Raw genomic sequence first — 24,989 nt, 5'->3', positions numbered from 1 at the left:
TGTAGCGGATTGTGAGGCAAGTCAGCAGTAAGCTGGCAAAACGGGCTAAGGAGGAGCAGCACATGGAAATGCAGTTTCATGCAACGACGATCTGTGCCGTGCGCATCGGTGAGCAGGGTGCCATTGCGGGAGACGGACAGGTGACCTTCGGCAACAGCATGGTCATGAAGCATTCTGCAAAGAAGGTGCGCAGGCTGTATAGAGGTCAAGTCATTGCCGGCTTTGCTGGATCGGTGGCGGATGCGATCACGCTGTTCGAGAAGTTCGAGAGCAAGCTGGAGGAGCATCATGGCAATCTGCAGCGTGCCGCGGTGGAGCTGGCCAAGGATTGGCGCTCAGATCGTGTTCTGCGGCGACTGGAGGCGATGATGATCGTTATGGATCGCAGCGGCTTGCTGCTGATTTCCGGCAATGGAGAAATTATCGAGCCTGACGACGGGATCCTGGCGATTGGCTCGGGCGGAAGCTTTGCCATGTCGGCTGCACGCGCGCTCAAGCGCCACGCTGCGGATATGAGCGCATCCGAGGTGGCCAAGGCGTCACTGGAGATTGCGGCTGAGATCTGTGTCTACACCAATCATCATATTATTGTGGAAGAAATATCTTAAAATCGCCTTGCGGAGGGAGAACGGGATGGGAAATGAAGCGTTGACGCCGCGCCAGATCGTCGCGGAGCTGGATAAATACATCGTCGGTCAGAAGCAAGCCAAACGGTCGGTAGCCATCGCTCTGCGGAACCGATACCGCCGCAGCAGATTGGATGAGGCGCTGCGGGATGAAATTATGCCAAAAAATATCTTGATGATCGGGCCGACGGGTGTCGGCAAGACCGAGATTGCACGGCGTCTGGCCAAGCTGGTGAATGCCCCGTTTGTGAAGGTGGAGGCAACCAAGTTCACGGAGGTTGGCTATGTGGGACGTGATGTGGAGTCCATGGTGCGCGATCTCGTCGAGACAGCGATTCGGATGGTGAAGGCGGAGAAGACCGAGGCGGTGAAGGATAAGGCGGAGAAGCTGGCGAATGAGCGGCTTGTATCGATACTGGTTCCTTCTGCCCGCAAGGCCAAGTCGCAGCGCAACCCTCTGGAGATGATCTTCGGCCAGCAGCAGCCAGAGCCGGAGGAGCCGGAGACGGATGGCGGCGTGATCGACAAGCGGCGTCAGGTGAAATGGCAGCTTGAGGCGGGTCAACTGGAGACCGAACAAGTGGAGATAGAGGTGGAGGATACCGCGCCGACGATGCTGGATATGCTGTCTGGCCAGGGCGGCGAGGGCATGGGGATGAACATGCAGGAGATGTTCGGCCAGTTCATGCCCAAGCGGTACAAGAAGCGCAAGCTGACGGTGAAGGAAGCGCGCAAGGTGCTGACACAAGAGGAAGCGAACAAGCTGATTGACATGGACGATGTGATTCAGGAGTCGATTCATCGTGCGGAACAGTCGGGTATGATCTTCATAGACGAGATCGATAAGATTGCCAGTCCTTCCCGCGGCTCAGGCCCGGATGTCTCCCGCGAAGGTGTACAGCGCGACATTCTGCCGATCGTGGAGGGCTCGACAGTGATGACGAAGTACGGTCCTGTCAAAACGGATTTTGTCCTGTTCATTGCCGCGGGCGCCTTCCATATCGCCAAGCCTGCGGATCTGATCCCGGAGCTGCAAGGGCGATTCCCGATTCGTGTCGAGCTGAGCGATCTGTCGCTTGAAGATTTCGTCAAGATCTTGACCGAGCCCAAAAATGCGCTGACGAAGCAATATTCAGCATTGCTCGAGACAGAGGGCATTTCAATTGAGTTTTCATCCGAGTCGATTCAAGAAATCGCTGGCATCGCTGCGGATGTGAACCGGAATACGGAAAATATCGGGGCACGAAGACTGCACACCATTTTGGAGAAGCTGCTCGAGGACCTTTCCTTTGAGGCGCCGGATTTGAATCTGGAACAGATGACGATCACACCGGAATATGTACGGGACAAGGTTGGGGATATTGCGCAAAACCGCGATTTGAGCCAATATATTTTATAAGGTGATGTAAAATGCTGAAGCGTGCCTGGAAAGAGCAGTAGGAGGATTTGGTATGACCTTGCTTGCAAAAACACGAACGTTAAATCGGTTGCTCCAACGAGCTGCCGGTAAGGCGCTTAATTTTAGGGAAATGGCAGAGGTACTGTGTTCCACCATTGGGGCCGATGTGTTCGTTGTCAGTCGCAGAGGCAAAATACTGGGCTGCGCAGCGGTCAATGTCTGGGAGCATGAGAAGATGAAGTCAGTCCCTGTTGCCGATTTGAGATTCCCTCAGGAGAGTAACGAACGGTTCTTGTCTGTGCAGGAAACGGTCACCAATGTTGTGCCCGAGAGCGGAATTGCGCTCGTATTTCCCGATTTCGCCAGGCAGGGAATTATGACCGTGGTTCCAATCCAAGGCGGGGGAGATCGCTTGGGTACGCTCATTCTGACGCGCGGAGAGGGCATATTTGACGATAGTGATCTGATATTGGCCGAATACGGCTCCACGATTGTCGGCATGGAAATTTTGCGTGAGCGCGCCGAGGAGATTGAAGTGGAAGCGCGGAGCCGCGCCGCGGTGACTGTAGCGGTCAACTCGCTGTCCTTCAGCGAGCTGGAGGCGGTCGAGCATATTTTTGAGGAGCTTGGCGAAAAGGAAGGCCTGCTCGTCGCCTCTAAAGTAGCGGATCGAGCAGGCATTACCCGATCCGTCATCGTCAATGCGCTGCGCAAGCTCGAGAGCGCGGGTGTAATCGAGACCCGCTCGCTTGGCATGAAAGGAACGTACATCAAAATATTAAATAGTCAATTATTGCAAGAGCTGGCGAAAATAAAAAAGTAAAAACAGGTCTCTGCGCCCTTGAACGCCCTATCTCAAAATAAAGATAGGGCTTTTTGCTTATTGTTAAAGAATTCAAAATTATGGAACATAAATGGTGAGGTGAAATTTCGACATTCTGTTCTCATTTTTTTAATATTAATTTGTCGAAGAGAGCAGGAAAGTCGGAGAATCTGTTGAATTATTACTTTACACTACCTAGGCTACGTAGAAAGTGAGGCTTGTTCGTGAATGTATTAAACGGTTCTAATTTTCAGCGTTTGAACGGGGCTATCCGAGCGGCAGAATTGCGTCAGCAAGTCATCTCCAACAACATTGCCAATTCGGACACGCCCTATTTCAAACGGTCGGAAGTCGTATTTGAGAATTATTTGGAGCAGGAAATGAGTAGCAATGATGGGGCTAAGCTACCAATGAAACGGACGAACCCGCTGCATCTGAACAGGACAGGGGAACGCATTCAGCCTCTACGAATAGGAGTAGAGACGGATGAGGTCTCAGTGATGAACAACAATGTGAACAATGTGGATATTGATCGTGAGATGTCACTGCTCGCCAAAAATCAGATTCGCTACAACGTCTTCATACAACAGGTAAGTCACGACATTAGAATGATGCGTACAGCAATCGAGGGGAGAGGCTGACAATGAGATTATCGAACGGATTTGACGCTAGTGCTTCGGCCTTAACGGCCCAACGCTTTCGAATGGATGTGATATCTTCTAACATTGCGAATGCCGAGACAACAAGGGGGAAGGTAGTGAATGGGCAGTTTGAACCGTATACCCGTAAGCTGACCGTCATGGAACCGATTCGTCCATCCTTTGCGGAGACGCTGCGCAGCCAGATGAACGGCGGCAACAGCAGTACTCCGGCTCAAGGAGGGGTGAAGGTGGCACAAGTCATGGAGGATCGTACACCTCCCAAGCTGGTCTATAATCCCAGCCACCCTGATGCGGATGCGGAAGGTTATGTGAAGCTGCCGAATGTAGATGTTTTGAAGGAAATGGTGGATATGATTTCGGCTACCCGTTCCTATGAAGCGAATGTAACTGCGCTGAACGCAACGAAATCCATGTTCGCCAAAGCATTGGAGATTGGCAAATAACTAGTAGTCATCATTTGGAGGGATTGAAGTGATTGACAAGATCAACCTGATGGCAAGTCCGCTCTCCCTAGAGCCTGGAGTACAAAAGAAAGCGGCGATCGCGCCATCGGAGGTAACCGCCAGCTTTGGCGAAGTACTGAAGCAGGCGATCGATAGTGTGAACGCTCAAGAGAAGGCCGTACATAATGTGACTGATCGTTTTATACTCGGACAGGCAGATGTCTCGGAAGTTATGATCATCTCCGAGCAAGCTCAGCTCAGCTTGCAGCTCACCGCTCAGATCCGTAATAAAGTCGTAGAGGCTTATCAGGAAATGATGCGGATGCAGGTGTAATTAGACAGAGTATTCAAATTGGCTAGCAGCTGGGTGGGGTGAAATTGTGAAAGAAAAGGTCGCTCATTACAGAGAGCGTGTTTCTTTGTATTGGAATCAATTAAGCAAGACGAAGAGGATGCTATTTGGCGCAACACTTGGCTTTTTCCTGGTAGCGATCGTGTTACTGGTTCTGATCTTTTCGCGCACGGAGTATGAACTGGTCTTCCAGGACCTTGATGCAGCGGATGCTGCGGCAATCACCAAAAGCCTGGATAGCAGCGGCATTCCGTATCAGCTCGGCGGCGGCGGATCGACGATCTCGGTTCCGGCGGCAGATGCATCCAAAGTCAGAATAAGCGTAGGCTCGGAAGGTCTGGTCAAGAACGGCTCAATCGGCTTTGACGCTTTCGGACAAGGCTCCTCGGCCTTTGGCCGAACGGATAATGAGTTCAATGTCATGTACCGCAATGCGCTAAACGGCGAAATTCAGCGGATGCTTAACAGCATGCAAGGGATACAGAAGTCGAATGTGCTGATTACTTTGCCCGAGGAACAGGTGTTTATTAATCCGAATGGTCAGGAGCCTTCTTGGGCCTCGATCGTGTTAACGTTTCAGCCCGCTTATCGTCCCTCTCAGGAGGCCATTGACGGGTATTATAATCTTGTTAAGACGGCAGTACCGAATCTCGATATTGAGAATATTACAATATCCAGCCAAGAGGGCGAGCTGTTCCCATCATCCAAGCTGGTCGGAGCTGGCGGCTCCTCGCAGCCCTATGATGCACGGTTCCAGATCGAACGCAAGTTCAAGGACGAGGTTCGGCGTAATATCCGGGAGTTCCTGGGTCGGTTCTACGGTTCAGACAGTGTCGTCATCAGTGTAGCCACTACGCTTAACTTCGACCAGAAGAGCTCCAAGCAGATGCTCGTGCAGCCGCTGGAGGATAATGATAACCGTGGCATTGTCATTAGTGAATCGGAGACGAGTCGTTCATCTACGGGTCAGGATAATGCCAATGGCGGTGTTGTTGGTACGGGCGAGACTGATGTTCCGGGCTATCAAGGAACGGACGGAACATCGACCAACAGTGAAGAAAACTCTCGAACCACCAATTATGACGTAAGCCGTGTCACCAATGAGATTGTCTCCGGGCCATTCGTTGTCAAGGATCTGTCCGTAAGTGTAGGGATCGAGACGAATGAGCTGACCGATGCGCAGCGGCAGGATATTACGAATTATCTGACACAGCTCGTCAGAGCGCAGTTGTCCGATTCAGGACAGAACATACAAGATGACGCTTTGATGGCAAGAAAGGTTTCAGTATTTGCGCAACCATTTGCTGGTTCTGCTGAAGCAGCGGCATCAGCCGGCCTGAGCTGGCCGTGGATGGCGGGTATTGGAGTTGGCGCGCTGCTGTTGGGCGCAGGTGCTGTATACCTGATTAACCGTCGTCGTCAAGCTGCCAGGGATCAGATGGAAGAGGAGTATCTGGAACAACAGCCGGTTATGGAATACCCGACGATTGATCTGGATATCGAGACGAATGAGAGTCAGGCGCGCAAGCAGCTTGAGCAGCTAGTGAAGAACAAGCCTGAGGAGTTTGTCAATTTGCTTCGGACATGGCTTGTTGATGAATAGAGGTGGAGATATTGGCAAAAGCAATGCAAGGCTTGTCAGGAAGACAAAAGGCAGCAATTCTGCTCATTACTCTTGGACCTGAAGTATCTGCCCAAGTATTCAAGCATCTGCGTGAAGAGGAGATCGAGCAACTGACACTGGAGATTGCCAATGTCCGCAAGGTAGATAGCTCCGAGAAGGAAACGATTTTAGCTGAATTTCACCAGATTTGCGTCGCTCAGGAGTATATTTCTCAAGGCGGCATCGCCTACGCGAAGACGATTCTGGAGAAGGCGCTTGGGGAAGCGAAGGCGATGGAGGTGCTCAATCGTCTGACCGCTACGCTGCAAGTCAGACCGTTTGATTTTGCCCGCAAGGCAGAGCCGACACAGATATTGAACTTTATTCAGAATGAGAACTCTCAGACGATTGCGCTTGTGCTGTCGTATCTGCAGCCGGATCAATCCTCAGCGATTCTGTCATCGCTGCCGCAGGATAAGCAGGCGGATGTTGCGCGCAGAATCGCGCTGATGGATAGCACCTCGCCTGAGGTCATCGCTCAGGTAGAGAGAGTGCTGGAGCAGAAGCTTTCCGCGACCGTTACTCAGGACTATACGACGGCTGGGGGCATCGAATCGATCGTGCAGATCCTCAACGGCGTCGACCGGGGGACAGAGCGCACGATTCTCGACTCACTGGAGATTCAGGACCCCGAGCTTGCGGAGGAAATCAAGAAGCGGATGTTCGTATTCGAGGATATCGTCAATATCGACAACCGTTCCATTCAGCGCATTATTCGCGATATTGAGAATGCTGACCTCCAGCTTGCGCTTAAAGTGGCTAGTGAGGAAGTACGGGAGGCGATCTTCCGCAACATGTCGAAGCGGATGGCAGAGACGTTCAAGGAAGAAATGGAATTTATGGGGCCAGTTCGGTTGCGTGATGTAGAGGAAGCACAGACACGTATCGTCGCTACAATTCGTAGACTGGAGGAGTCCGGCGAGATTATTATTGCTCGCGGTGGAGGTGACGACATCATTGTCTAATCTGATCAAATCTTCGCATGTCATTGCGGTAGAGGAACTGTTGCGGTTCCAGACAGAGAAACGCTATGCGTCAGCGCCGCATTCACTACAAGAATCAAGCGAGCCCCCTCCTCCTAGCGAGGAGGAGGTCGAAGCTGGCAAGCTGCGGGATCAGATTATTGCAGACGCCGAGGCCTTCGCCGCAGAGCGTCTGCAGCAGGCGGAGCGGCAGGCAGAGCAGATGCTCGATGATGCCAGAAGCCAGATCGAGCAATGGTGGGGCGAGCAGAGGGCTGAGGACGAGCAGCTTTCCGAGAGTGTACGTAAGCAAGGCTACGAGCAAGGCTATCAGGAAGGGATGGCCCATGCGGAGGAGGATAACTTCCGGCAATGGGAGCAGCGTATTAATGAAGCGAAGCTGCTGCTGGAGCAAGCATATGGCAGCCGCGAGCAGATCATTCAGGAGGCGGAGCCTTTCCTGGTGGAGCTAAGCTGCGCGATCGCGGAGAAGATCATCGGTCGGCAACTGAATCAGTCGCCGGAGTGGGCGCTGGAGCTCGTCGTCAAGTCACTCTCCCGCAGGCGAGAGCAGGGCGTCATCACCCTCTGCGTAGCGCCGGGTCAGCTCGCCTTCATTCAGGCGGCGCGTGAGGAGCTTGAGCTCGTTATCGACTCGCAGGCGGAGCTGCAAATTTTGCCGGATGCGACCATTAAGGATCATGGCTGCGTCATTCGCTCCATGTACGGCAGTATCGATGCGCGCATCGATACGCAGTTGGAGGAGATCAAGCGCGAGCTGCTGCAACTTGCAGTTCAGGGTGAAGAGCGGGGGGCGCAGAATGAGCTTGCTTGATGTTCATCGGTACGTCGATCATCTGAGATCGATTGATCCGGTTCGGGTCAACGGGAAGGTGACCCAGGTCATCGGTCTTACTGTCGAGTCAGAAGGACCTGATGCCAGCGTGGGCGATCTGTGCTATATCTACCCTGCGAAGTCATCGAAGCCGCTTAAAGCGGAGGTTGTCGGCTTTCGCAATAATAAGGTCATTCTGATGCCGCTTGGTGACCTGCACTCGATCGGCCCGGGCTGCGATGTGGTCGGCACGGGGAAGCCGCTGACGATTCAGGTCGGCTCCGAGCTGCTCGGCAAGGTGCTGGACGGATTGGGGCAACCGCTGGATGGCTCGCATATTCCATCTCGTATGCCGCACTATTCCACGCATAATGCGCCGAGCAATCCACTGATGCGACCGCGGGTTGTAGAGCCGCTGAGCATCGGTGTGCGTGCAATTGACGGATTACTGACGGTAGGGCGCGGGCAGCGTGTGGGCATCTTCGCCGGTTCAGGCGTAGGCAAGAGCACACTGCTCGGGATGATTGCGCGCAATACGTCCGCTGATGTCAATGTCATTGCATTGATCGGGGAACGCGGCCGCGAGGTGCTGGAGTTCATTGAGAAGGACCTTGGCCCGGAGGGATTGGCTCGCTCTGTTGTTATTGTGGCCACCTCAGATCAGCCAGCACTGATTCGGATGAAGGGGGCGCTCATCGCGACGACGATTGCGGAATATTTCCGTGACCGGGGGCTTAATGTGATGCTGATGATGGACTCGGTCACCCGTTATGCGATGGCGCTGCGTGAGGTTGGGCTTGCGATCGGCGAGCCGCCGGCTACGAGAGGATATACGCCTTCGGTATTCGCCGAGCTGCCCAAGCTTCTGGAGCGTGCGGGCACCGGCCCGAAGGGCTCGATTACAGCCTTCTATACAGTGCTGGTCGATGGTGATGATATGAATGAGCCCATCGCTGACGCAGTGCGCGGCATACTGGACGGGCATATCGTATTGAGCAGGGCATTGGCTCATAAGGGACACTTCCCGGCGATCGATGTGCTGCAATCGGTGAGCCGCGTCATGAAGGAAATTGTAGACGAGGAGCATCAGGATGCCGCCAATGAGCTGAAGAGCCTGCTGGCTACCTTCCGTGATTCGGAGGATCTGATCAACATCGGAGCATATCAGTCCGGCTCCAATGCGGAGATTGATCGTGCCATTCAATACATCGATATGATTCGAGGCTTTACACAGCAGAAGACGAAGGAAAAGGTCAGCTTTGAAGAAGCGAAGCAGCGCCTCATGATTGATTTTTATAGGAGATGAGTATTGCAATGGCAAAATACCGGTATCCTTATCAAAAAATCGTCGATCTGAAGACGAGCCAAAAAACCCAGGCGGAGTGGATGCTGTCTGTGGCGGTGGGCAAGCTGCAGCAGGAGGAACAGTCGCTGAAGGAGCTGGAAGCCGAGAAGCGGCACTGGCAGGACAAGCTCGCTAATGCTTCCGCCTCCCTGATTGCGCTCGCTGAGCTTCGCGTGGTGCATCAATACCTGGAGCATCTGGAGGAGAAGATTAACAGGAAATGGTCTGATGTTGCTGAGGCAAGGCAAGAGGTGGAGCGTAGCAAGGGCCATCTATCCTCCAAAATGATGGATGAGAAGGTGTGGCTGAAGGCCAAGGAGAATGCATTTGGAGCATTCACTCAAATGATTATGCTAAAGGAACAGAACGAATTGGATGAAATGGCTTCCGTCCGTTTCAAGGCAGCAGCCAGATAGCTCTATCAGCGCTGTAAGACACCGGAGGCGGAGGGGGATCGCATAGCTGATATGGAAGAAGAGAAAAGCTATAGCATATTTGAGAGACTGCTGTTTTTTCTAACGCCATTGCTCTTTACCGTGTTATTGCTGGCGGCGCTGCTGGCAGTATTCAGCCCGGATATACGGGGCAAGATGCTCGATGTAGGCAACCAGATCCCTTGGGTTGGCTCCATGCTGCCTAACGGTCCCGCCAAAATGAAGGAGCTGCAGGAAGCGAACGAGAAGGCTTCCGCATCCGCTCAGCAAGGCGAGGAGCAGCAGACGGCGGAGGAGCCTAGCAAGCAAGTTAAGGAGCTGCAAGGGAAGCTGGCGGCCAAGGAGAGTGAGCTGAAGCAAGCGCAAGACGCTGGCACGCAGCAGGAGCAGAAAATTGCCGAGCTGGAGAAGAAGGTAGAGGAGCTCAGCAAGCAGTCAGAGCAGCAGCAGCAAAGTGACGAGCAGTATTCGCAGCAGATCAAGGAGCTTGCGACGATGTATACGAAGATGACGCCAAGCAAGGCCGCCCCGATTCTGGAGAATATGGAGCTGGAGGAGATGGTGCTTATACTGAATGGGATGAAGACAGAGGATCGTGCCAAAATTATGGCGAAAATGACGCCTAAGGTTGCTGCTGATGCTACAGTGATGATGAAGGATTCCGTTGAGGCCAAGGACCAGCAGCTCGCAGCGCTGCAGGCAAGGGTCAAAAGGCTTACCGGGCAAAGCTCTGGAGCACAACAGCAAACGGGAACGCAGCAGCAGGCGGCAACGAAAACCGGCTCTGGGACATAGTCGATCATCCTGCCATGATAAGGAACAATTCTGTTATACAGAAGGGAGGTGAATCATATGCAAATGCCCGCAGGACCAATCGTAGCCGCTTCAGCAGCACCGCTTCCTGGCCTTATCGGCTCGCAGCAGGGAGCTGCATCACCGGATGGCGGGAGCCAGTCGTTCACGCAGATGCTTGTACAAGTGGTTGGCGTGGCGCCAAGTGGTGCGCAGCAGGCGTCCACCAGCAGCAATGCGCTAAGTGCGTTGATGATGCAGGGCGACCTTGCTGTGAAAGGGGAGGAACAGACGGGGCTATTGAAGCTGCTGTCGGATATTGCAAGCGAATTGGAGCAGATGGAGCAGTCGGATGATCAGACGGTCGATACGGCTCCACTGGAGGAGCTGCTAGGTGACCTGCAGGTGCTGTTATTCAGCATGATGCTCGCGCAGCCGGCAACGTTAGCTATGCAGCAGTCGACTGTTCAAGCCAATGGGGTGGAAGAAACAAGCGAGGGAGCGCAGGCCGTAGCTGGTTTTGCTGGAGTAAAAGCAAAGCTGCTCGAGGTCATCCAGCAGTTGGGTACCATTATGCGCCAGGGGGCATCGAACCAGGCTCAGCAGGCCTTCGTGCTGCTGCTGGAGAACAAGCTGGATACGTTAAAGCAATGGCTGCACACCAACGCAGGCAAAGCGACCTCCGACTCGCAGGAGCAGCAGCTCGATCTGAAGGGCGGAACCCTGCAGACAGCTAATCAGCCAACAAGCCAGTCCATGCTCGCCCGTCTGGGGCAAGCTTCCTACCATCCGTCCATTAGACATGCCGCCGAGGCTGGCAGCGCTAGCGCTGCGCTCCAGGATCACACAACAGCGCAGACGGCCTCTGGAGAGGCGCAGACAAATACCGTGGTGCACTTGTCTGCATCAACCGAACCGCTTAGACCTCAGCTTCCTGCTCAGGCGCCAACGCTTCCGAGCGTCCCGGTCGATCAGTTCGCGGAGAAGATGGAGGGCTTTCTGTTCAAGCAGATGCAGCTTAGCAGTCTGAAGGGCGCTTCGGAGGCACGCATCTCCCTGTACCCGGAGCATCTGGGACAGGTAGACATCAAGCTGACGCTGCACAACGGGCAGTTGACCGCATTGTTTACGACCGATAACAAGTTGGCCAAGGACATGCTTGAAAACCAGATGGCTCAACTAAGATCAGCATTGCAGGCGCAAGGCTTGCAGGTCGAACGTCTCGAGGTATCCCAGACGCCGCAGCCAGGCCAGCATCAATTCCAGGATGGCCGCCAGCAGCAGGGATCAGGTCAGCAGCATCCTTCTGAGCAGCATGCTCAGGCAGAGCAAGTAACGGAAGAGAGCTTTGAGACGGAATTCAGGCGGCTCGCTGAGCAGTTGAATGACGGAACAGGCATTAATGTAACAGCTTGAGCCGGAGGTGAATAAATTGAGCATCTCGACAAACAATGTGTGGCCGAACTACAACGCGAATAATGTGCAGACGGCAGCCAAAAAGGATGGAGAGAAGACACTCGGCAAAGACGAGTTTCTGAAAATTCTGGTCACCCAGCTAAGGTATCAGGACCCGATGAGTCCGCTGCAGGATCGTGAGTTCATTGCCCAGATGGCACAGTTCTCCTCAGTCGAGCAATTGATGAATATGTCTGGTGAGCTGGCGTTGCTGCGGCAAAGCCTGGGATCTGCATCATCAATGATCGGCAAGACGATCGAGTGGTACGAGAAGGACTCGGCCGGCAAGGAGACGCTCGTCTCCGGTGTGGTCGATTCGATTACCATCAAGGACGGCAAGCAATACGCAACATCAGGCAGCATGAAGGTCAACGTGGACGATATCGTGTCGATCAAGATGACGGCAGAGCAGCCACAATCGGAGCAGCCGCAGCCTGAGCAGCCACAGACGCCGGAGGCATCGACTGTATCGGAAGACCAACAGCCTTCAGAGAGCGGGGCACAGACGACACAGCAAGCTGCGGAGGAAGGCGGTGTTGTGGCCGGATGAGCGACAGATTGAGCGTAGGCCAGTTGTATCCGGGCGCTGCCTTAATGGGATCTCGCTTGTCCCCTGTATCGCCGCCTGCCATAGGCAACAGCAAGCCCAATTTTCAGGAATTGCTGGATGAGAATGTACTCAAATTCAGCTCTCATGCCAAGCAGCGTATGAGTCAGCGCGGCATTGCCTTGCAGCCGGAGCAGCTAGATAAGATTGCAGGCGCCATCGACCAGGCTGAGGCCAAAGGAGCCAAGGATTCGCTGGTCATCTACCGAAATTTTGCGATGATTGTCCACGTTCCTTCACGTACCGTAGTTACGGCGATGGAAGGGCAAGGGATGTCAAATAACGTATTTACACAGATTGATAGCGCCATTGTCATTTCATAAGCGGCCGGACCTTCACGGGGGCTGTGGCTGTGGATCGACAGAAGCAGCCAAGGATGAAATGCACGGCAATAACGATGAGAGAGGACGAAATCTTACATGCTGAGATCCATGTATTCGGGCGTATCCGGGATGAGAGGTTTTCAAACGAAGCTGGACGTCATCGGAAACAATATTGCGAATGTGAATACGGTAGGGTTCAAAGCCAGCACAGTCATGTTCAAGGATATATTGAGCCAGACTGTCTCTGGTGTGACCGCTCCAGTGGATGGTACAAGTGGGGGGGTCAACGCCAAGCAGATCGGTCTTGGCGTAACGGTATCCTCTATTAATGTCATGCATACGCCGGGCAGTGATATGACGACTAACCTGCCGACTCACCTGCGGATTGATGGCGATGGATTTTTTGCCGTTCGCATGAATGCTGAACAGGAGACGCCATTTCTGACTCGGGCAGGCGACTTCTTGCTGGATGGGAACCGTCAGCTCGTTACGAGCGACGGTGGCTTCGTACTTAGTTCAGGCGGCGAGCCGATTGTACTGGATGCGGCGATAACAGCGTTCACCATCGGACAGAATGGATCGATTGTGGCGGTTAATGCTGATGGAACAACGGCGGATACAGGCATTGCGATCGGTCTGGTGCGGGTTATCAATCCCGCCGGTCTGGAGAAGGTTGGAGGGAATCTGTACCGCATGACGTCCAACGCCAATCCAGAAGGAGCGTTAGAGGTCGTCGCAGCCAATAATGCTGAGGCAGGAACCGGAGCGCTGATTGCGGGTCATCTGGAGATGTCCAACGTCGATCTGACCTCTGAATTCACCGAGATGATCGTTGCACAGCGGGGCTTTCAGTCCAATTCACGGATCATCACAACCTCTGACGAAATTTTGCAAGAGGTTGTTAATTTGAAACGATAGCATATCGTTGATTCTGCAGGGAGCCTAGCTGGCGGTTAACCTAGCACGGCTTTCCTGCAGGGTCACAGGACCAGGAGGCAAGCCATGATCGCGATGACACGCTTAAACGGCACAGAGCTGTTCATTAATGCGCTGCTGATCGAGACGGTGGAGGAGGTACCAGATACGGTAATTACACTGACAACCGGCAAAAAGCTGGTTGCTAAGGAGAGCGCGTCAGAGATTCAATCGAGAATCATAGATTATCTGCGTCAGATTGGACTGGTGGCAGCAGGTACAAGGATGGAGCAAACGGGGGGACCTTCTTCATGAAAAAGATGCTGCCTTGGCTAATTACGATTTTATTGGCCATCACATTAATCGCTGTCGTATCGGTTTTCCTGTATGATCAGTTTTTTAATCCAAAAACGGGCAGTGAAACACTGGATGCTCAACAGAGCGTGAACGGTGTGAAGGCTGAGAAGCTGACGGCTGACAAGCGGGTGGAAGTGACCAGCACGATGAGTGATATTAAGACAAATCTTGCCGAGCAAAATTTTATTGCTGTCATGGCGCTGGCCTTTCAACTGGACAGTAAGGAAGCCAAAGAGGATTTTGACAAAGTTAAAGATATTGTAGTGAAGCCTATTGTACTGCGCGTTCTCTCTGATATGACCCCGGAGCAGCTAAACGGCTCCAAGGGCAAGGATGAGATGGCGGCCAAGCTGTTGAATCTGATCAATCCAGAGCTTCCTAGCGGCAAGCTCGTCAGTATTGATGTGACAGACTTTGTTATCCAGGCTCTGTATTAAATCGGTGCAAGCCATAGTAGAATGAAGGTAAGCTGTTGCAGTGCATATATGCTTCATCTTTACTAATGCTACGCGGAACGCATTCGTGCCGAGCCAGGACGGCGGTATCGTTTACGCTTGAGAGGGGGGAGAGGATTGGTAGATGTATTATCGCAAAATGAAATCGACGCCCTACTAGCAGCGCTATCTTCTGGAGAGATGGACGCGGAGGAGCTCAAAAAGGAAGAGACACAAAAGAAGATCCGTGCCTATGACTTCAAGCGTGCAGTCCGCTTCTCTAAAGATCATATCCGAAGTCTGACCAGAATTCATGAAAACTTCGCCCGGTTTTTGACGACGTATTTTTCCGCTCAGCTCAGGACTTTTGTTCAGATTAGCGTCGTTCAGGTGGAACAGTTGCCCTATGATGAATTTATTCGCTCGATCCCAAAAATGACGATTCTGAATATCTTTGAAGCGGAGCCTCTTGAGGGCAGAATGGTGCTCGAGGTGCATCCCAATGTAGCCTTTGCTATGGTAGACCGACTGCTAGGCGGTCAGGGTACAGCTCCCTCCAAGATTAACGCATTGACTGAGATTGAGACGACGGTGATGGAGCGGATCTTCAGCAGAGCCTTCGAGAGCTTGCAGGAGGCGTGGAAGACAGTCATCGACATCTCCCCACGCATGGAGGGCTTGGAGACGAATCCGCAGTTTATGCAGATTGTTTCGCCCAATGAGACCATTGCACTCATCTCGCTGAGCACGAAAATTGGTGAGACGACAGGGATGATTAACCTTTGTATTCCGCATGTCGTCATCGAGCCGATCATGCCACGGCTTTCTGTGCATCACTGGTTCGTATCGCAGAAAAAAATGCGTGCGCCAGAAGAGCTAGAGGTGCTCGAGCATCGGGTACAGCGTGCCAAGCTCAATATTGTCGCTGAGCTGGGACAATCCAGCATTTCAATCCATGAGTTTCTAGGTCTGTCGATAGGGGATGTCATATCGCTCAATCGGTCAGTGCACGATGGGTTGCAAATTAAAGTAGGCGATAAATTGAAATTTATTGGAAGTCCCGGCTCCGTCAAAGATCGGCTGGCCGTGCAGATCGACGAGATTGTCAGCGAAGGAGTAGAGGAAGAATATGACGAGTAAAGACTATTTATCGCAGGAAGAGATTGATGCTCTGCTTCGCCAGTCTGCCGAAGGCTCGGGCAGTGATGAGGGGACGGCAGTAGAGCAGGAGTTCAAGCCTGAGGATTATATTAGCTCCTTGGAGTCGGATGCTCTAGGTGAGATCGGCAATATTACATTCGGAAGCGCAGCTACAGCTTTGTCCACACTGCTTGGCAAAAAGGTGGATATTACTACACCGCGAGTATCTGTCATTCGCAGAGAAGATCTTGAACGCGAGTTTCCTAAGCCGCATGTTGCCGTCCATGTCCATTATGTCGATGGTTTTCAGGGCATCAACTCGCTGGTGATCAAGACAACGGATGCTCAGGTCATTGCCGATCTCATGCTGGGCGGGGAAGGCGAAATAAGGGATGATCTCCTGAATGAGATTCACATTAGCGCCGTACAAGAAGCGATGAATCAGATGATGGGCTCCTCTGCTACGTCGATGTCAACCATCTTCAACCGTTTCGTCAACATTTCTCCTCCAGGTATTAATATTTTGGATGTCAACAGTGGCGAAGGGGTAAGCAATCTGCCTCCTGTGGATGTATTTATTAAAATTGCCTTTGATCTGAAGATTGGCGATCTGATTGATTCGACGATCATGCAGCTATTGCCTGTAACCTTCGCCAAGGAGATGGTTTCGACCCTGCTGGGCGGGACGGGGATGGAGGAGCCTGCTGCACCTGCTGCCATGGCGCCACCTGCGCCTGAGCCGCCTGCATATACGCCACCTGCGCCTGTAGCACCTGCACCTGCGCCTGTAGCACCTCCAACACCGCCGCCAGCAGCTCCTGTGTTTCACGAACAGCAGCCGCCAGCCTATATGCCGCCACAGGAGATGCCGTATAGTGCACAGCCGCAAGCGCCGCATGTTCCCAATACATACGGAGGATTGTCAGGCCGCAATGTCAATGTCCAGCCTGTTCAGTTCTCGAATTTCCAAAGCGCGCCTTATGGACAGGCGGATGATACGAACTTAAATTTATTGCTCGACATTCCGCTTAAAGTCACTGTAGAATTAGGAAGGACCAAGAAACAAATTAAGGAGATTCTTGAGCTGTCCCAAGGCTCGATCATCGAGCTGGACAAGCTGGCGGGTGAGCCTGTCGATATTTTGGTCAACAATAAGCTAATCGCCAAAGGCGAAGTCGTTGTCATTGACGAGAACTTCGGGGTTCGGGTAACCGATATCGTCAGCCAGTGGGATCGTATTCAGAAACTTCAATAACCGGGAGGAAAATAACAAATGGCAAACCGTATTTTAATCGTAGACGATGCAGCATTTATGAGAATGATGATCCGGGACATTCTTACGAAAAACGGCTACGAGGTAGTAGGAGAAGGACAAGACGGCACACAGGCGATTGAGAAGTTCAAGGAACTGAAGCCGGATTTGATTACGATGGATATTACGATGCCGGAGATGGACGGCATCGCTGCCCTTAAAGAAATTAAAAAGCTTGATCCGAATGCCAAGGTCATTATGTGCTCGGCGATGGGACAACAGGCGATGGTTATCGATGCGATCCAGGCCGGAGCGAAGGACTTTATCGTGAAGCCGTTCCAGGCGGACCGTGTTATCGAAGCAATCAAGAAAACATTGGGATAAGCCAAGATGCGCAAAAGCCAAGCCGCTGTGCTGAGCATTGGAGCGGCCCTCGCCTTATGGGGGCCGAGCGCGCATGCCGCTGCTACGGAGCAGGACGGCCCTCCATTGCAGGCAGATGATAACCTGCTGGGCAGTCTCATATGGGTAATTATCGCTCTCTTACTTGTTATCGGTTTAATCATTATTTTTATTAAGTTCTTATCTCAGCGCAGCAGAAGCTATGGGTTGAACCGCTCGCTTCGGACGCTCGGCGGTGTTGCGCTGGGACAGAACAAGTCGCTCCAGGTTGTGGAACTGGCAGGCAAAGTATACGTTGTCGGTGTTGGGGAAGACATCTCGCTCCTGGACAAAATCGACGATCCGCTAGAGGCTCGCCAGCTCATCGATAAGCTTGACCAGCAGCTAGGGAGCGGAAGCTTGCTTTCCATTACCCAGTGGAAGAATCCTTTCCGTAAGCAGAGCCAGGGAGAGGAGCTTTCCGAGGAACATTGGAATAAGGGCGCCTCCTCCTTTGAGCATATGCTGCAGGATAAGCTGCAGCGCAGCACGGAGCGCAAACAGCAGATGAAGGATGCGCTAGACCCAACCCATTTCACAAAGAATCAGTCGAGGGATGAATGAACAAGAAACTAGCTTTATTACTAATGCTTCTGCTGCTGATGGTTCCGCTGCTCTCATCCCATGCTTCTGCCAATCCTCTTCCGGGCATCAACATTGAGATCGGCAACGGGGATGAGCAGCCGGGAAGCTCCGCACTTTCCCTGTTGTTGTTAATTACGGTGCTAAGCATAGCGCCGGCGATTTTGGTGCTGATGACCAGCTTCACCCGAATCGTAATTGTACTTGGGTTCGTCCGCACATCGCTCGGTACACCGACGATGCCACCGAACCAGGTCATTGTAGGGCTTGCGATGTTTCTTACCTTTTTCGTTATGGCTCCTACACTCGGACAGGTCAATGAAGTAGCACTACAACCGTATCTAAAGGGGGAAATGTCACAGACCGAGGCGCTCTCAGAGGCTGCCAAGCCGATGAAGGAGTTTATGATCTCGCATACCCGGCCGAAGGATTTGCAGCTATTTATGAAATATACGCAGACCGAGGCGCCGGCCAATGTTCAGGATATTCCGATCACAGTGCTCGTACCGGCGTATGCGCTAAGCGAACTGAAGAGTGCATTTAATATGGGTTTTATTATCTTTATTCCATTTTTGGTCATTGATATGGTGGTTGCCAGCGTATTGATGGCGATGGGGATGATGATGCTCCCTCCAGTAATGATCTCGCTGCCATTTAAGATATTGCTGTTTATATTGGTAGATGGTTGGTATCTGGTCATTCAGTCATTGCTGAGAGGATTTGTCAATACCTAGCTAGGTTGGAAGGAGCGACATCATGAGCTCGGATTTTATTGTCGGGCTGGCAGGGCAAGCGATCTGGACTGTACTCAAGGCCAGTGCTCCGATGCTGGTGCTCGCGTTGCTGGTTGGTCTGATCATCAGTATATTTCAGGCCACCACACAGATTCAGGAGCAGACGCTGGCGTTTGTTCCGAAAATAGTCGCCGTGCTGATTGCATTGCTGCTGTTTGGTCCTTGGGTGCTGAATACAATTGTCGATTTCGCGTACAATCTGCTCAGCAATCTGGATAAATATATTGGATAGGCCGTGAATGACGAATGGAGCTTATGCTGCAGGCATTCCCTATTTTTTTATTGATCTTTTGTCGAATCACATCGTTTTTCGTCGTTGCTCCGGTCTTTTCTACCCGCAACGTTCCGGCTTCCTTCAAGATTGGACTGGGCTTTTTCGTCGCAATTCTAGTCTATCTGGTCTATGGCGTGCAAGAGACCGTTGCCTTAGATGCCAGCTATGTTCTGATGGTGATCCGCGAGGTTCTGACAGGGCTGTTGCTTGGCTTTGTCGCTTACCTGTTCGTCACCGTTGTCCAGATCGCTGGCGGCTACATTGATATGCAGATGGGCTTCGGGATGGCTAACGTGATGGATCCGGTATCAGGCTTTACCGTTCCGCTGCTCGGCAACTTCAAGTTTATTGTCGTGATGCTGCTCTTTCTGTCCATGAACGGTCATCATTATCTGCTCATGGCGATTATGAAGAGCTATGATTGGCTGCCGCTTGATAATAATTTGTTCAGTCAGATACAGCAGGGGCATGTGAGCGAATTTCTGGTGGTGACCTTTAGCCAGGTAAGTCTGCTGGCGCTTCAGCTTTCGGCTCCGCTTGTGGTCGCGCTGTTTTTGACGGATGTGGGTCTTGGGTTTCTGGCAAGAACGGCTCCGCAGTTTAATGTGTTTGTCATCGGCATTCCGCTCAAAATATTAGTTGGACTGTTTATGCTGGCTCTCCTCATGCCAAGCTTCTCCTCGCTGATTGGACATTTGTTCGGCTATATGTTCACTGCATTGGAGAACCTGCTTGCCGGTCTGCAGCAACAACTGACTCCGTAAGAGGAGGTGTCTCATGCAGCAGCCATATCGCTTATCGCTCAATCTGCAGTTGTTCTCCCAGGAGAAGACGGAGAAGGCGACACCCAAGAAGAAGCAGGAATCCAGAAAAAAGGGCCAGGTCGCCAAAAGCATGGAGGTGCCGGCCGCTTTTATCCTCCTGTTCGTGTTTATGAGCTTTATGATGTTTGGCGGCTACTATAAGGAACGGCTGCTCGGCTTGTTCGGCAGCACGTTTGAATCACGGATCACGATGGATATTACGCTGGGCAATGTCGGTTTCATGTTTCGTAACATGATTCTAGAAGGACTCATGCTGCTGGCTCCGCTATTCGGGATCGCAGTTGTTGTCGGTCTGCTCGGCAATTATGTGCAGATTGGTTTTTTGTTCACCGGTCATCCGCTGATGCCCAAGTTCAGCAAGCTCAATCCGGTGGAGGGCTTCAAAAATATATTCTCGATGCGTTCGCTGGTGGAGTTTGCGAAGAGCATCCTCAAGCTGCTTGTTATAGGCGTGGTCGTATGGACGACGCTGTGGGGGGAGAAGGATCATATACTGGCGCTCGGCACCGTGCCGCTAGAGCAGATCTTTTCCTTTGCCGCTTCCATTACCCTCTCCTTAGGCATTAAGATCGGCGCATTGCTCGTTGTGCTTGCATTGGCGGATTACATGTACCAGCGATTCGATTATGAGAAGAAGCTGCGCATGTCCAAGCAGGACATCAAGGATGAGTATAAGAAGACGGAGGGGAACCCGCTGATCAAGAGCCGCATTCGTGAACGCCAGCGCAAGATGGCGCTGCAACGGATGATGCAGGAGGTGCCCAAGGCGGATGTGATTATTACGAACCCGACCCACTTTGCAGTGGCGCTCCGCTATGACGGCACTGAGATGGAGGCCCCGGTCATCATTGCCAAGGGTATGGATTATGTAGCCCTGAAGATTCGTGAAGTAGCCAAGGAGCATGGCATCGTCATGATGGAGAACAAGCCGCTTGCGCGTGCGCTCTATGAGCGAGCCGAGATTGGGGACACCATTCCGGCAGATCTGTTTCAAGCGGTTGCAGAAGTGCTGGCCTATGTGTACAAGCTCAAGCGCAAGACGAAGTGAGATTAACATGTCAAGGTAGAAAGAGGTAGGGCAGTATGCGATTGAAGGATATGTCCATATTGATCGGCATTATAGGCATCGTCCTTATGATGGTCATTCCTATCCCGGCCGTGCTGCTTGATGTACTGCTGATAGTCAATATATCGGCAGCGCTCATGATTTTATTGATTGGAATGAATACACAAAGTCCGCTGGAATTTTCGATTTTCCCAGCGGTGCTGCTCATCACCACACTGTTCCGGCTGGCGCTGAACGTTTCCACCACCCGCCTGATTTTGTCGGAGGGCGAAGCGGGGAAAGTGGTCGAGACCTTCGGGCAATTCGTTGCAGGTGGAGAGATCGCGATTGGCTTTGTCGTGTTTTTGATTCTGGTAGTTGTCCAGTTCATCGTTATCACCAAGGGCTCTGAGCGCGTTGCCGAGGTTGCGGCTCGCTTTACGCTCGATGCGATGCCGGGCAAGCAGATGAGTATTGACGCTGACCTGAATGCAGGACTGATTAATGAGCAGCAGGCCAGAGAACGCCGCCAAAAAATCGAGCGTGAAGCGGATTTCTACGGTGCAATGGATGGTGCGAGCAAGTTCGTCAAGGGGGATGCGATTGCATCCATTATTATTCTATTCATTAACTTGCTCGGAGGCTTCGTTATAGGTATGGCCATCCACGGCATGGATTTCCAGACCGCAATTAGCAAATATTCGATTCTGACGATTGGCGACGGCCTGGTGAGCCAGATTCCAGCGCTGTTGATCTCGACAGCAGCGGGCCTGATCGTAACGCGCGCAGCATCCGAGGGCAATCTGGCCTTTGATCTGACGAGTCAGTTATTCCGCCATCCCAAGCTGCTGTACATTGTAGCGGGCACGATTACGCTGCTCGGTCTGTTCACACCGATTGGCCCGCTAGCGACATTGCCGTTAGCTGGTCTGCTGGCCTTTGCTGCCTGGAAGATGTCGGGCTCGCTCGTGAAGCGCCAGCAGGAGGAGGAACTGATGGTCGAGGAGCAGCAGATTGAAGAGGTTAGAAGCCCGGAGAGTGTCATCAGCTTGCTGCAGGTTGATCCGATTGAGTTCGAGTTCGGCTATGGTCTCATTCCGCTGGCGGATACGCAGCAGGGTGGAGATCTGCTCGATCGGGTCATTATGATCCGGCGGCAATGCGCACTCGAATTGGGTCTGGTGGTCCCGGTTATTCGGATCCGCGATAATATTCAACTGAAACCGAATGAATATGTAATAAAAATTAAAGGAAATATCGTTGCCCGGGGCGAATTGCTCATGAACCACTATTTGGCGATGAGTCCAGGGTTCGATGATGACTCGATTATAGGTATCGAGACTCAGGAGCCTGCCTTCGGACTTCCGGCCTTATGGGTGGATGAGGCAATGAAGGAGCGGGCAGAGCTGTCCGGCTATACGGTCGTTGATCCGCCATCTGTCGTAGCGACGCATCTGACAGAAGTCATCAAGAAGCACTCGCATGAGCTGATCGGCAGACAGGAGACGAAGGCGCTGATCGATAATGTGAGAGAGAACTATCCTGCCCTGGTGGATGAGTTGATCCCGTCCATCCTGACGATCGGAGATGTTCAGAAGGTGCTGGTCAAGCTGCTGCGGGAGAAAATCTCGATTCGCGATCTGGTCACGGTATTCGAGACGCTGGCTGACCAGGGAAGCTATACGAAGGACACGGACATTCTAACCGAATATGTCCGCCAGGCGCTGTCGCGCCAAATTACGCTACAATTCGCCGCAGGAGGCGATCCGCTCAAGGTCATCACGGTCGCTCCCACGATCGAGAAGAAAATTGCGGAGGCGGTGCAGCAAACGGATCAGGGCAGCTATCTGGCGCTTGACCCAGTAACGACCCAGCAGATCTACTCCAAGCTAAGTGAGCAGGTCACCCGTCAGGCGCAGTCTGGTACGCAGCCGATTGTGCTGACATCGCCTACGATCCGCATGTATCTGCGGCAGCTTGTGGAGAGAACGATGCAGGATGTGCCCGTGTTGTCCTACAGCGAGTTGGAACCAAGTGTTGAAGTTCAAAGTGTCGGGGTGGTGAATCTATGAGGGTGAAACGCTATGTCGTTCAATCAATGCCTGATGCGCTATCGCTAATTCGCAGCGAGCTTGGCAACGATGCCGTCATCTTGAACACGAAGGAAATTCGTGTTGGGGGATTTATGGGCATGTTCCGCAAGAAAAGGATGGAGGTTATCGCCGCCATCGAATCGGAGCAGAAGCCCAGCAAGCAGCCGCCCCGTCCTATTGCGCCACAGCAGGCCTATCGTCCGCCGGCTCAGCCGCCAGTCTATTCCGCGATGCAGGAGGAGACGGCTGCCAAAGCAACTGTAGTCGCTCAGCTAAGGAAGGAGGAGCGGGAAGAGCCGCCGCAAGCGCTATCCTCTCCCACACCTGCGGCCAAGCAGCCGCAGTCCTTCCACAAGCCGGAGACGGATGCAGAGCTTGCCGAGGAGATACGGCAGATGAAGCAGATGATTATCGGCTTCTCGAGGCAGCAGACCCATCCCATTTCCCGGCCTGCCCCGATGCAAAGTCTCTACGATCGTCTCATCTTGCAGGAAGTCGCGTCAGAACGGGTGAATCAACTGCTTGAAGAGATTGCGACAACGGACGGCTACAGTACGGAATGGAGTGCCGAGGCCACTTGGAAGGCGGCTAGAAGCATTCTGGTGGAATGGCTCGCTCCCTTTCAGACGACGGGTATTACCTCGTCGGTTCGCATATTGCATTTTGTTGGACCGACAGGGGTAGGGAAGACAACGACCATAGCCAAGCTTGCGGCTGAACAGGCATTGCAGCATAAGCGCAGAGCTGGCTTCATTACCTCCGATACATACCGGATTGCGGCCGTTGATCAATTACGCACCTATGCCAATATTTTGAATGTACCACTGGAGGTGGTATTCTCCCCACTGGAGCTGTCGCGCGCGTTCAAGCAGTTGGAGGATCGCGATCTGATCTTTATGGATACGGCAGGTCGCAACTTTCGTAATGAGCTGTATGTGTCAGAGGTCAACAGTCTCATTCAAGGGCGAATCGACAGCGATACGTATCTTGTGCTCAGCTTGACAGGCAAGAGTAAGGATATGAATATCGTCGCTCGGAATTTCGCGGAGTATGGCATTAACAAGGTGCTGTTCACCAAGAGCGATGAGACCGACAGCTATGGCAGCATCCTGAACATCGTACTGGAGCATCAGCTCAGACCTGTCTATATTGCCAGCGGTCAAAATGTTCCAGAGGACATTGCGCCGTTCGATGTACAACGCTATGTTGACCAGCTACTGGGGGAGTGGGCTAATGAATGATCAGGCCCAATCGCTAAGAAAATTAATAACTGCTCGCGAAAATGAGAGTGCCGAGCGCTTGCGAACGACACGGATTGTCACTGTAACCAGTGGCAAGGGCGGTGTGGGGAAATCCAATTTCAGCCTTAACTTCGCGTTGCAGTTGCAGCGCCGCGGGCAACGGGTGCTCGTATTCGACGCAGATATTGGAATGGCGAACATCGATGTGCTGATGGGGTTCTCTGCTCCATACAATCTCTATCACCTGCTGAAGCGGGAGAAGACGATTTGGGAGATTGTGCAGCATGCCGACAGCGGGATCGATTTTATTGCCGGGGGCTCCGGCTTTCAGGACTTGCTGGAGCTGTCGCGCGAGGAGCTGGACTATTTCGGAGATCAGATCGGCCTGCTTACAGGTCATTATGATGTCATATTGTTTGATACCGGAGCGGGGCTGTCCAAGGAGACGGTCAAGTTTATCGCAGCAGCCCAAGAAACGATCGTCGTGACAACACCTGAACCAACTTCGATTACGGACGCTTACGCGTTAATGAAGATGGTTAATTCCATGCATCATTCGGTGGCCTTCAAGCTGGTGGTCAATCGCGCAGCGGATACCAAAGAAGGCAAGGCGACAGCAGACAAGATTGCGATGGTTGCTAATGAATTTTTGCAGTTGGAGGTGCCGTTGCTCGGGATCGTCATGGATGATGCCAATGTGATGCGGTCGGTCAAGCGACAGGTTCCATTTGCACTGGCTTACCCCGGGAGTGAAGCGTCGCAATGCATTGATATGATCGCCCGACATTTTCTTAATGAGAGTGATCGTCCGGCAGACGCAAATACAGGAATCAAAGGGTTCCTCCAGCGGATGCTGAGGTTCAAAATATAAGGAGT

The 24,989-nt window shown here is 52.6% G+C and carries 29 protein-coding genes; all 29 read left to right on the top strand.

The annotated features are described in order from the left end of the window. Positions 1 to 62: 62 nt before the first annotated feature. The 29 genes from hslV (at position 63) to ACY1JZ_RS18515 (ending at position 24,984) form a co-directional block, all read left to right on the top strand. Positions 63 to 608 carry an ATP-dependent protease subunit HslV gene (gene hslV, locus ACY1JZ_RS18655; RefSeq protein WP_270171875.1) on the top strand — a complete coding sequence of 182 codons (546 nt, stop codon included), beginning with the start codon at positions 63 to 65 and terminating at the stop codon, positions 606 to 608. Positions 609 to 633: 25 nt separating this feature from the next. Next, on the top strand, positions 634 to 2,025 hold the full coding sequence (gene hslU, locus ACY1JZ_RS18650) for an ATP-dependent protease ATPase subunit HslU (protein WP_270171874.1): 1,392 nt from the start codon (positions 634 to 636) through the stop codon (positions 2,023 to 2,025). A gap of 52 nt (positions 2,026 to 2,077) precedes the next feature. After that, entirely contained in the window at positions 2,078 to 2,848 is a 771-nt protein-coding gene (gene codY / locus ACY1JZ_RS18645) for a GTP-sensing pleiotropic transcriptional regulator CodY (protein ID WP_462630450.1), read from the top strand. A gap of 224 nt (positions 2,849 to 3,072) precedes the next feature. Further along, positions 3,073 to 3,489 carry a flagellar basal body rod protein FlgB gene (gene flgB, locus ACY1JZ_RS18640; protein WP_462630448.1) on the top strand — a complete coding sequence of 139 codons (417 nt, stop codon included), beginning with the start codon at positions 3,073 to 3,075 and terminating at the stop codon, positions 3,487 to 3,489. A 2-nt stretch (positions 3,490 to 3,491) separates the two neighbouring features. Next, positions 3,492 to 3,953 carry a flagellar basal body rod protein FlgC gene (flgC, locus tag ACY1JZ_RS18635; RefSeq protein ID WP_462630447.1) on the top strand — a complete coding sequence of 154 codons (462 nt, stop codon included), beginning with the start codon at positions 3,492 to 3,494 and terminating at the stop codon, positions 3,951 to 3,953. A gap of 49 nt (positions 3,954 to 4,002) precedes the next feature. After that, the gene (gene fliE / locus ACY1JZ_RS18630; protein WP_500862388.1) at positions 4,003 to 4,287 is read left to right on the top strand and encodes a flagellar hook-basal body complex protein FliE; all 285 of its coding nucleotides are present in this window, start codon (positions 4,003 to 4,005) and stop codon (positions 4,285 to 4,287) included. 46 nt (positions 4,288 to 4,333) lie between these two features. Further along, the gene (fliF, locus tag ACY1JZ_RS18625; protein ID WP_462630446.1) at positions 4,334 to 5,908 is read left to right on the top strand and encodes a flagellar basal-body MS-ring/collar protein FliF; all 1,575 of its coding nucleotides are present in this window, start codon (positions 4,334 to 4,336) and stop codon (positions 5,906 to 5,908) included. 11 nt (positions 5,909 to 5,919) lie between these two features. Continuing rightward, on the top strand, positions 5,920 to 6,933 hold the full coding sequence (fliG, locus tag ACY1JZ_RS18620; RefSeq protein ID WP_270171863.1) for a flagellar motor switch protein FliG: 1,014 nt from the start codon (positions 5,920 to 5,922) through the stop codon (positions 6,931 to 6,933). Next, positions 6,926 to 7,765, top strand: coding sequence for a FliH/SctL family protein (locus tag ACY1JZ_RS18615; protein ID WP_462630445.1), 840 nt, complete (start codon positions 6,926 to 6,928; stop codon positions 7,763 to 7,765). The genes fliG and ACY1JZ_RS18615 overlap by 8 nt, the downstream gene beginning before the upstream one ends. After that, positions 7,752 to 9,071, top strand: coding sequence for a flagellar protein export ATPase FliI (gene fliI / locus ACY1JZ_RS18610; RefSeq protein WP_270171861.1), 1,320 nt, complete (start codon positions 7,752 to 7,754; stop codon positions 9,069 to 9,071). Before ACY1JZ_RS18615 ends, fliI begins: the two co-directional genes overlap by 14 nt. 8 nt (positions 9,072 to 9,079) lie before the next feature. Then, the gene (gene fliJ / locus ACY1JZ_RS18605) at positions 9,080 to 9,526 is read left to right on the top strand and encodes a flagellar export protein FliJ (RefSeq protein WP_270171860.1); all 447 of its coding nucleotides are present in this window, start codon (positions 9,080 to 9,082) and stop codon (positions 9,524 to 9,526) included. Positions 9,527 to 9,577: 51 nt separating this feature from the next. After that, a complete protein-coding gene (locus tag ACY1JZ_RS18600) occupies positions 9,578 to 10,339 on the top strand; it encodes a MotE family protein (RefSeq protein WP_270171858.1) in 762 nt (253 codons plus the stop codon). Between the two features lie 57 nt (positions 10,340 to 10,396). Beyond that, positions 10,397 to 11,752, top strand: coding sequence for a flagellar hook-length control protein FliK (locus ACY1JZ_RS18595; RefSeq protein ID WP_462630444.1), 1,356 nt, complete (start codon positions 10,397 to 10,399; stop codon positions 11,750 to 11,752). A 16-nt stretch (positions 11,753 to 11,768) separates the two neighbouring features. Beyond that, on the top strand, positions 11,769 to 12,341 hold the full coding sequence (locus ACY1JZ_RS18590; RefSeq protein WP_462630443.1) for a flagellar hook capping FlgD N-terminal domain-containing protein: 573 nt from the start codon (positions 11,769 to 11,771) through the stop codon (positions 12,339 to 12,341). Further along, the gene (locus ACY1JZ_RS18585) at positions 12,338 to 12,721 is read left to right on the top strand and encodes a TIGR02530 family flagellar biosynthesis protein (protein WP_462630441.1); all 384 of its coding nucleotides are present in this window, start codon (positions 12,338 to 12,340) and stop codon (positions 12,719 to 12,721) included. Before ACY1JZ_RS18590 ends, ACY1JZ_RS18585 begins: the two co-directional genes overlap by 4 nt. Before the next feature lie 96 nt (positions 12,722 to 12,817). Next, positions 12,818 to 13,639 (top strand): flagellar hook-basal body complex protein, encoded by an 822-nt coding sequence (locus tag ACY1JZ_RS18580; RefSeq protein WP_462630440.1) that lies wholly within the window; start codon positions 12,818 to 12,820, stop codon positions 13,637 to 13,639. 84 nt (positions 13,640 to 13,723) lie between these two features. Continuing rightward, on the top strand, positions 13,724 to 13,951 hold the full coding sequence (locus ACY1JZ_RS18575) for a flagellar FlbD family protein (protein WP_462630439.1): 228 nt from the start codon (positions 13,724 to 13,726) through the stop codon (positions 13,949 to 13,951). Continuing rightward, positions 13,948 to 14,430 carry a flagellar basal body-associated FliL family protein gene (locus tag ACY1JZ_RS18570; protein WP_462630438.1) on the top strand — a complete coding sequence of 161 codons (483 nt, stop codon included), beginning with the start codon at positions 13,948 to 13,950 and terminating at the stop codon, positions 14,428 to 14,430. Before ACY1JZ_RS18575 ends, ACY1JZ_RS18570 begins: the two co-directional genes overlap by 4 nt. 135 nt (positions 14,431 to 14,565) lie before the next feature. Further along, entirely contained in the window at positions 14,566 to 15,567 is a 1,002-nt protein-coding gene (gene fliM / locus ACY1JZ_RS18565) for a flagellar motor switch protein FliM (RefSeq protein WP_462630437.1), read from the top strand. Continuing rightward, positions 15,557 to 16,822, top strand: coding sequence for a flagellar motor switch phosphatase FliY (fliY, locus tag ACY1JZ_RS18560; protein WP_462630436.1), 1,266 nt, complete (start codon positions 15,557 to 15,559; stop codon positions 16,820 to 16,822). The genes fliM and fliY overlap by 11 nt, the downstream gene beginning before the upstream one ends. A gap of 18 nt (positions 16,823 to 16,840) precedes the next feature. Beyond that, positions 16,841 to 17,203 carry a response regulator gene (locus ACY1JZ_RS18555; RefSeq protein WP_270171844.1) on the top strand — a complete coding sequence of 121 codons (363 nt, stop codon included), beginning with the start codon at positions 16,841 to 16,843 and terminating at the stop codon, positions 17,201 to 17,203. Between the two features lie 6 nt (positions 17,204 to 17,209). Beyond that, positions 17,210 to 17,824, top strand: a complete 615-nt coding sequence (locus ACY1JZ_RS18550) for a flagellar biosynthetic protein FliO (RefSeq protein ID WP_462630435.1) — start codon at positions 17,210 to 17,212, stop codon at positions 17,822 to 17,824. Next, a complete protein-coding gene (gene fliP, locus ACY1JZ_RS18545; RefSeq protein WP_270171842.1) occupies positions 17,821 to 18,576 on the top strand; it encodes a flagellar type III secretion system pore protein FliP in 756 nt (251 codons plus the stop codon). The genes ACY1JZ_RS18550 and fliP overlap by 4 nt, the downstream gene beginning before the upstream one ends. 22 nt (positions 18,577 to 18,598) lie before the next feature. Beyond that, positions 18,599 to 18,868 carry a flagellar biosynthesis protein FliQ gene (gene fliQ / locus ACY1JZ_RS18540; protein WP_270171841.1) on the top strand — a complete coding sequence of 90 codons (270 nt, stop codon included), beginning with the start codon at positions 18,599 to 18,601 and terminating at the stop codon, positions 18,866 to 18,868. A 14-nt stretch (positions 18,869 to 18,882) separates the two neighbouring features. Next, positions 18,883 to 19,674: a flagellar biosynthetic protein FliR gene (gene fliR / locus ACY1JZ_RS18535; RefSeq protein WP_270171840.1), complete on the top strand. Its 792-nt coding sequence runs from the start codon at positions 18,883 to 18,885 to the stop codon at positions 19,672 to 19,674. Positions 19,675 to 19,687: 13 nt separating this feature from the next. Beyond that, a complete protein-coding gene (gene flhB, locus ACY1JZ_RS18530; protein WP_462630431.1) occupies positions 19,688 to 20,782 on the top strand; it encodes a flagellar biosynthesis protein FlhB in 1,095 nt (364 codons plus the stop codon). A 35-nt stretch (positions 20,783 to 20,817) separates the two neighbouring features. Beyond that, positions 20,818 to 22,851, top strand: coding sequence for a flagellar biosynthesis protein FlhA (flhA, locus tag ACY1JZ_RS18525; RefSeq protein WP_462630430.1), 2,034 nt, complete (start codon positions 20,818 to 20,820; stop codon positions 22,849 to 22,851). Next, positions 22,848 to 24,113, top strand: a complete 1,266-nt coding sequence (gene flhF, locus ACY1JZ_RS18520) for a flagellar biosynthesis GTPase FlhF (protein ID WP_462630429.1) — start codon at positions 22,848 to 22,850, stop codon at positions 24,111 to 24,113. The genes flhA and flhF overlap by 4 nt, the downstream gene beginning before the upstream one ends. Beyond that, positions 24,106 to 24,984 (top strand): MinD/ParA family protein, encoded by an 879-nt coding sequence (locus ACY1JZ_RS18515; RefSeq protein ID WP_462630428.1) that lies wholly within the window; start codon positions 24,106 to 24,108, stop codon positions 24,982 to 24,984. Before flhF ends, ACY1JZ_RS18515 begins: the two co-directional genes overlap by 8 nt. Positions 24,985 to 24,989: the final 5 nt, after the last annotated feature.

Source organism: Paenibacillus sp. J5, from assembly GCF_054955055.1.
The sequence above is the reverse complement of the archived record's forward strand: the minus strand, read 5'-3'. Positions and strand labels throughout refer to the sequence as shown.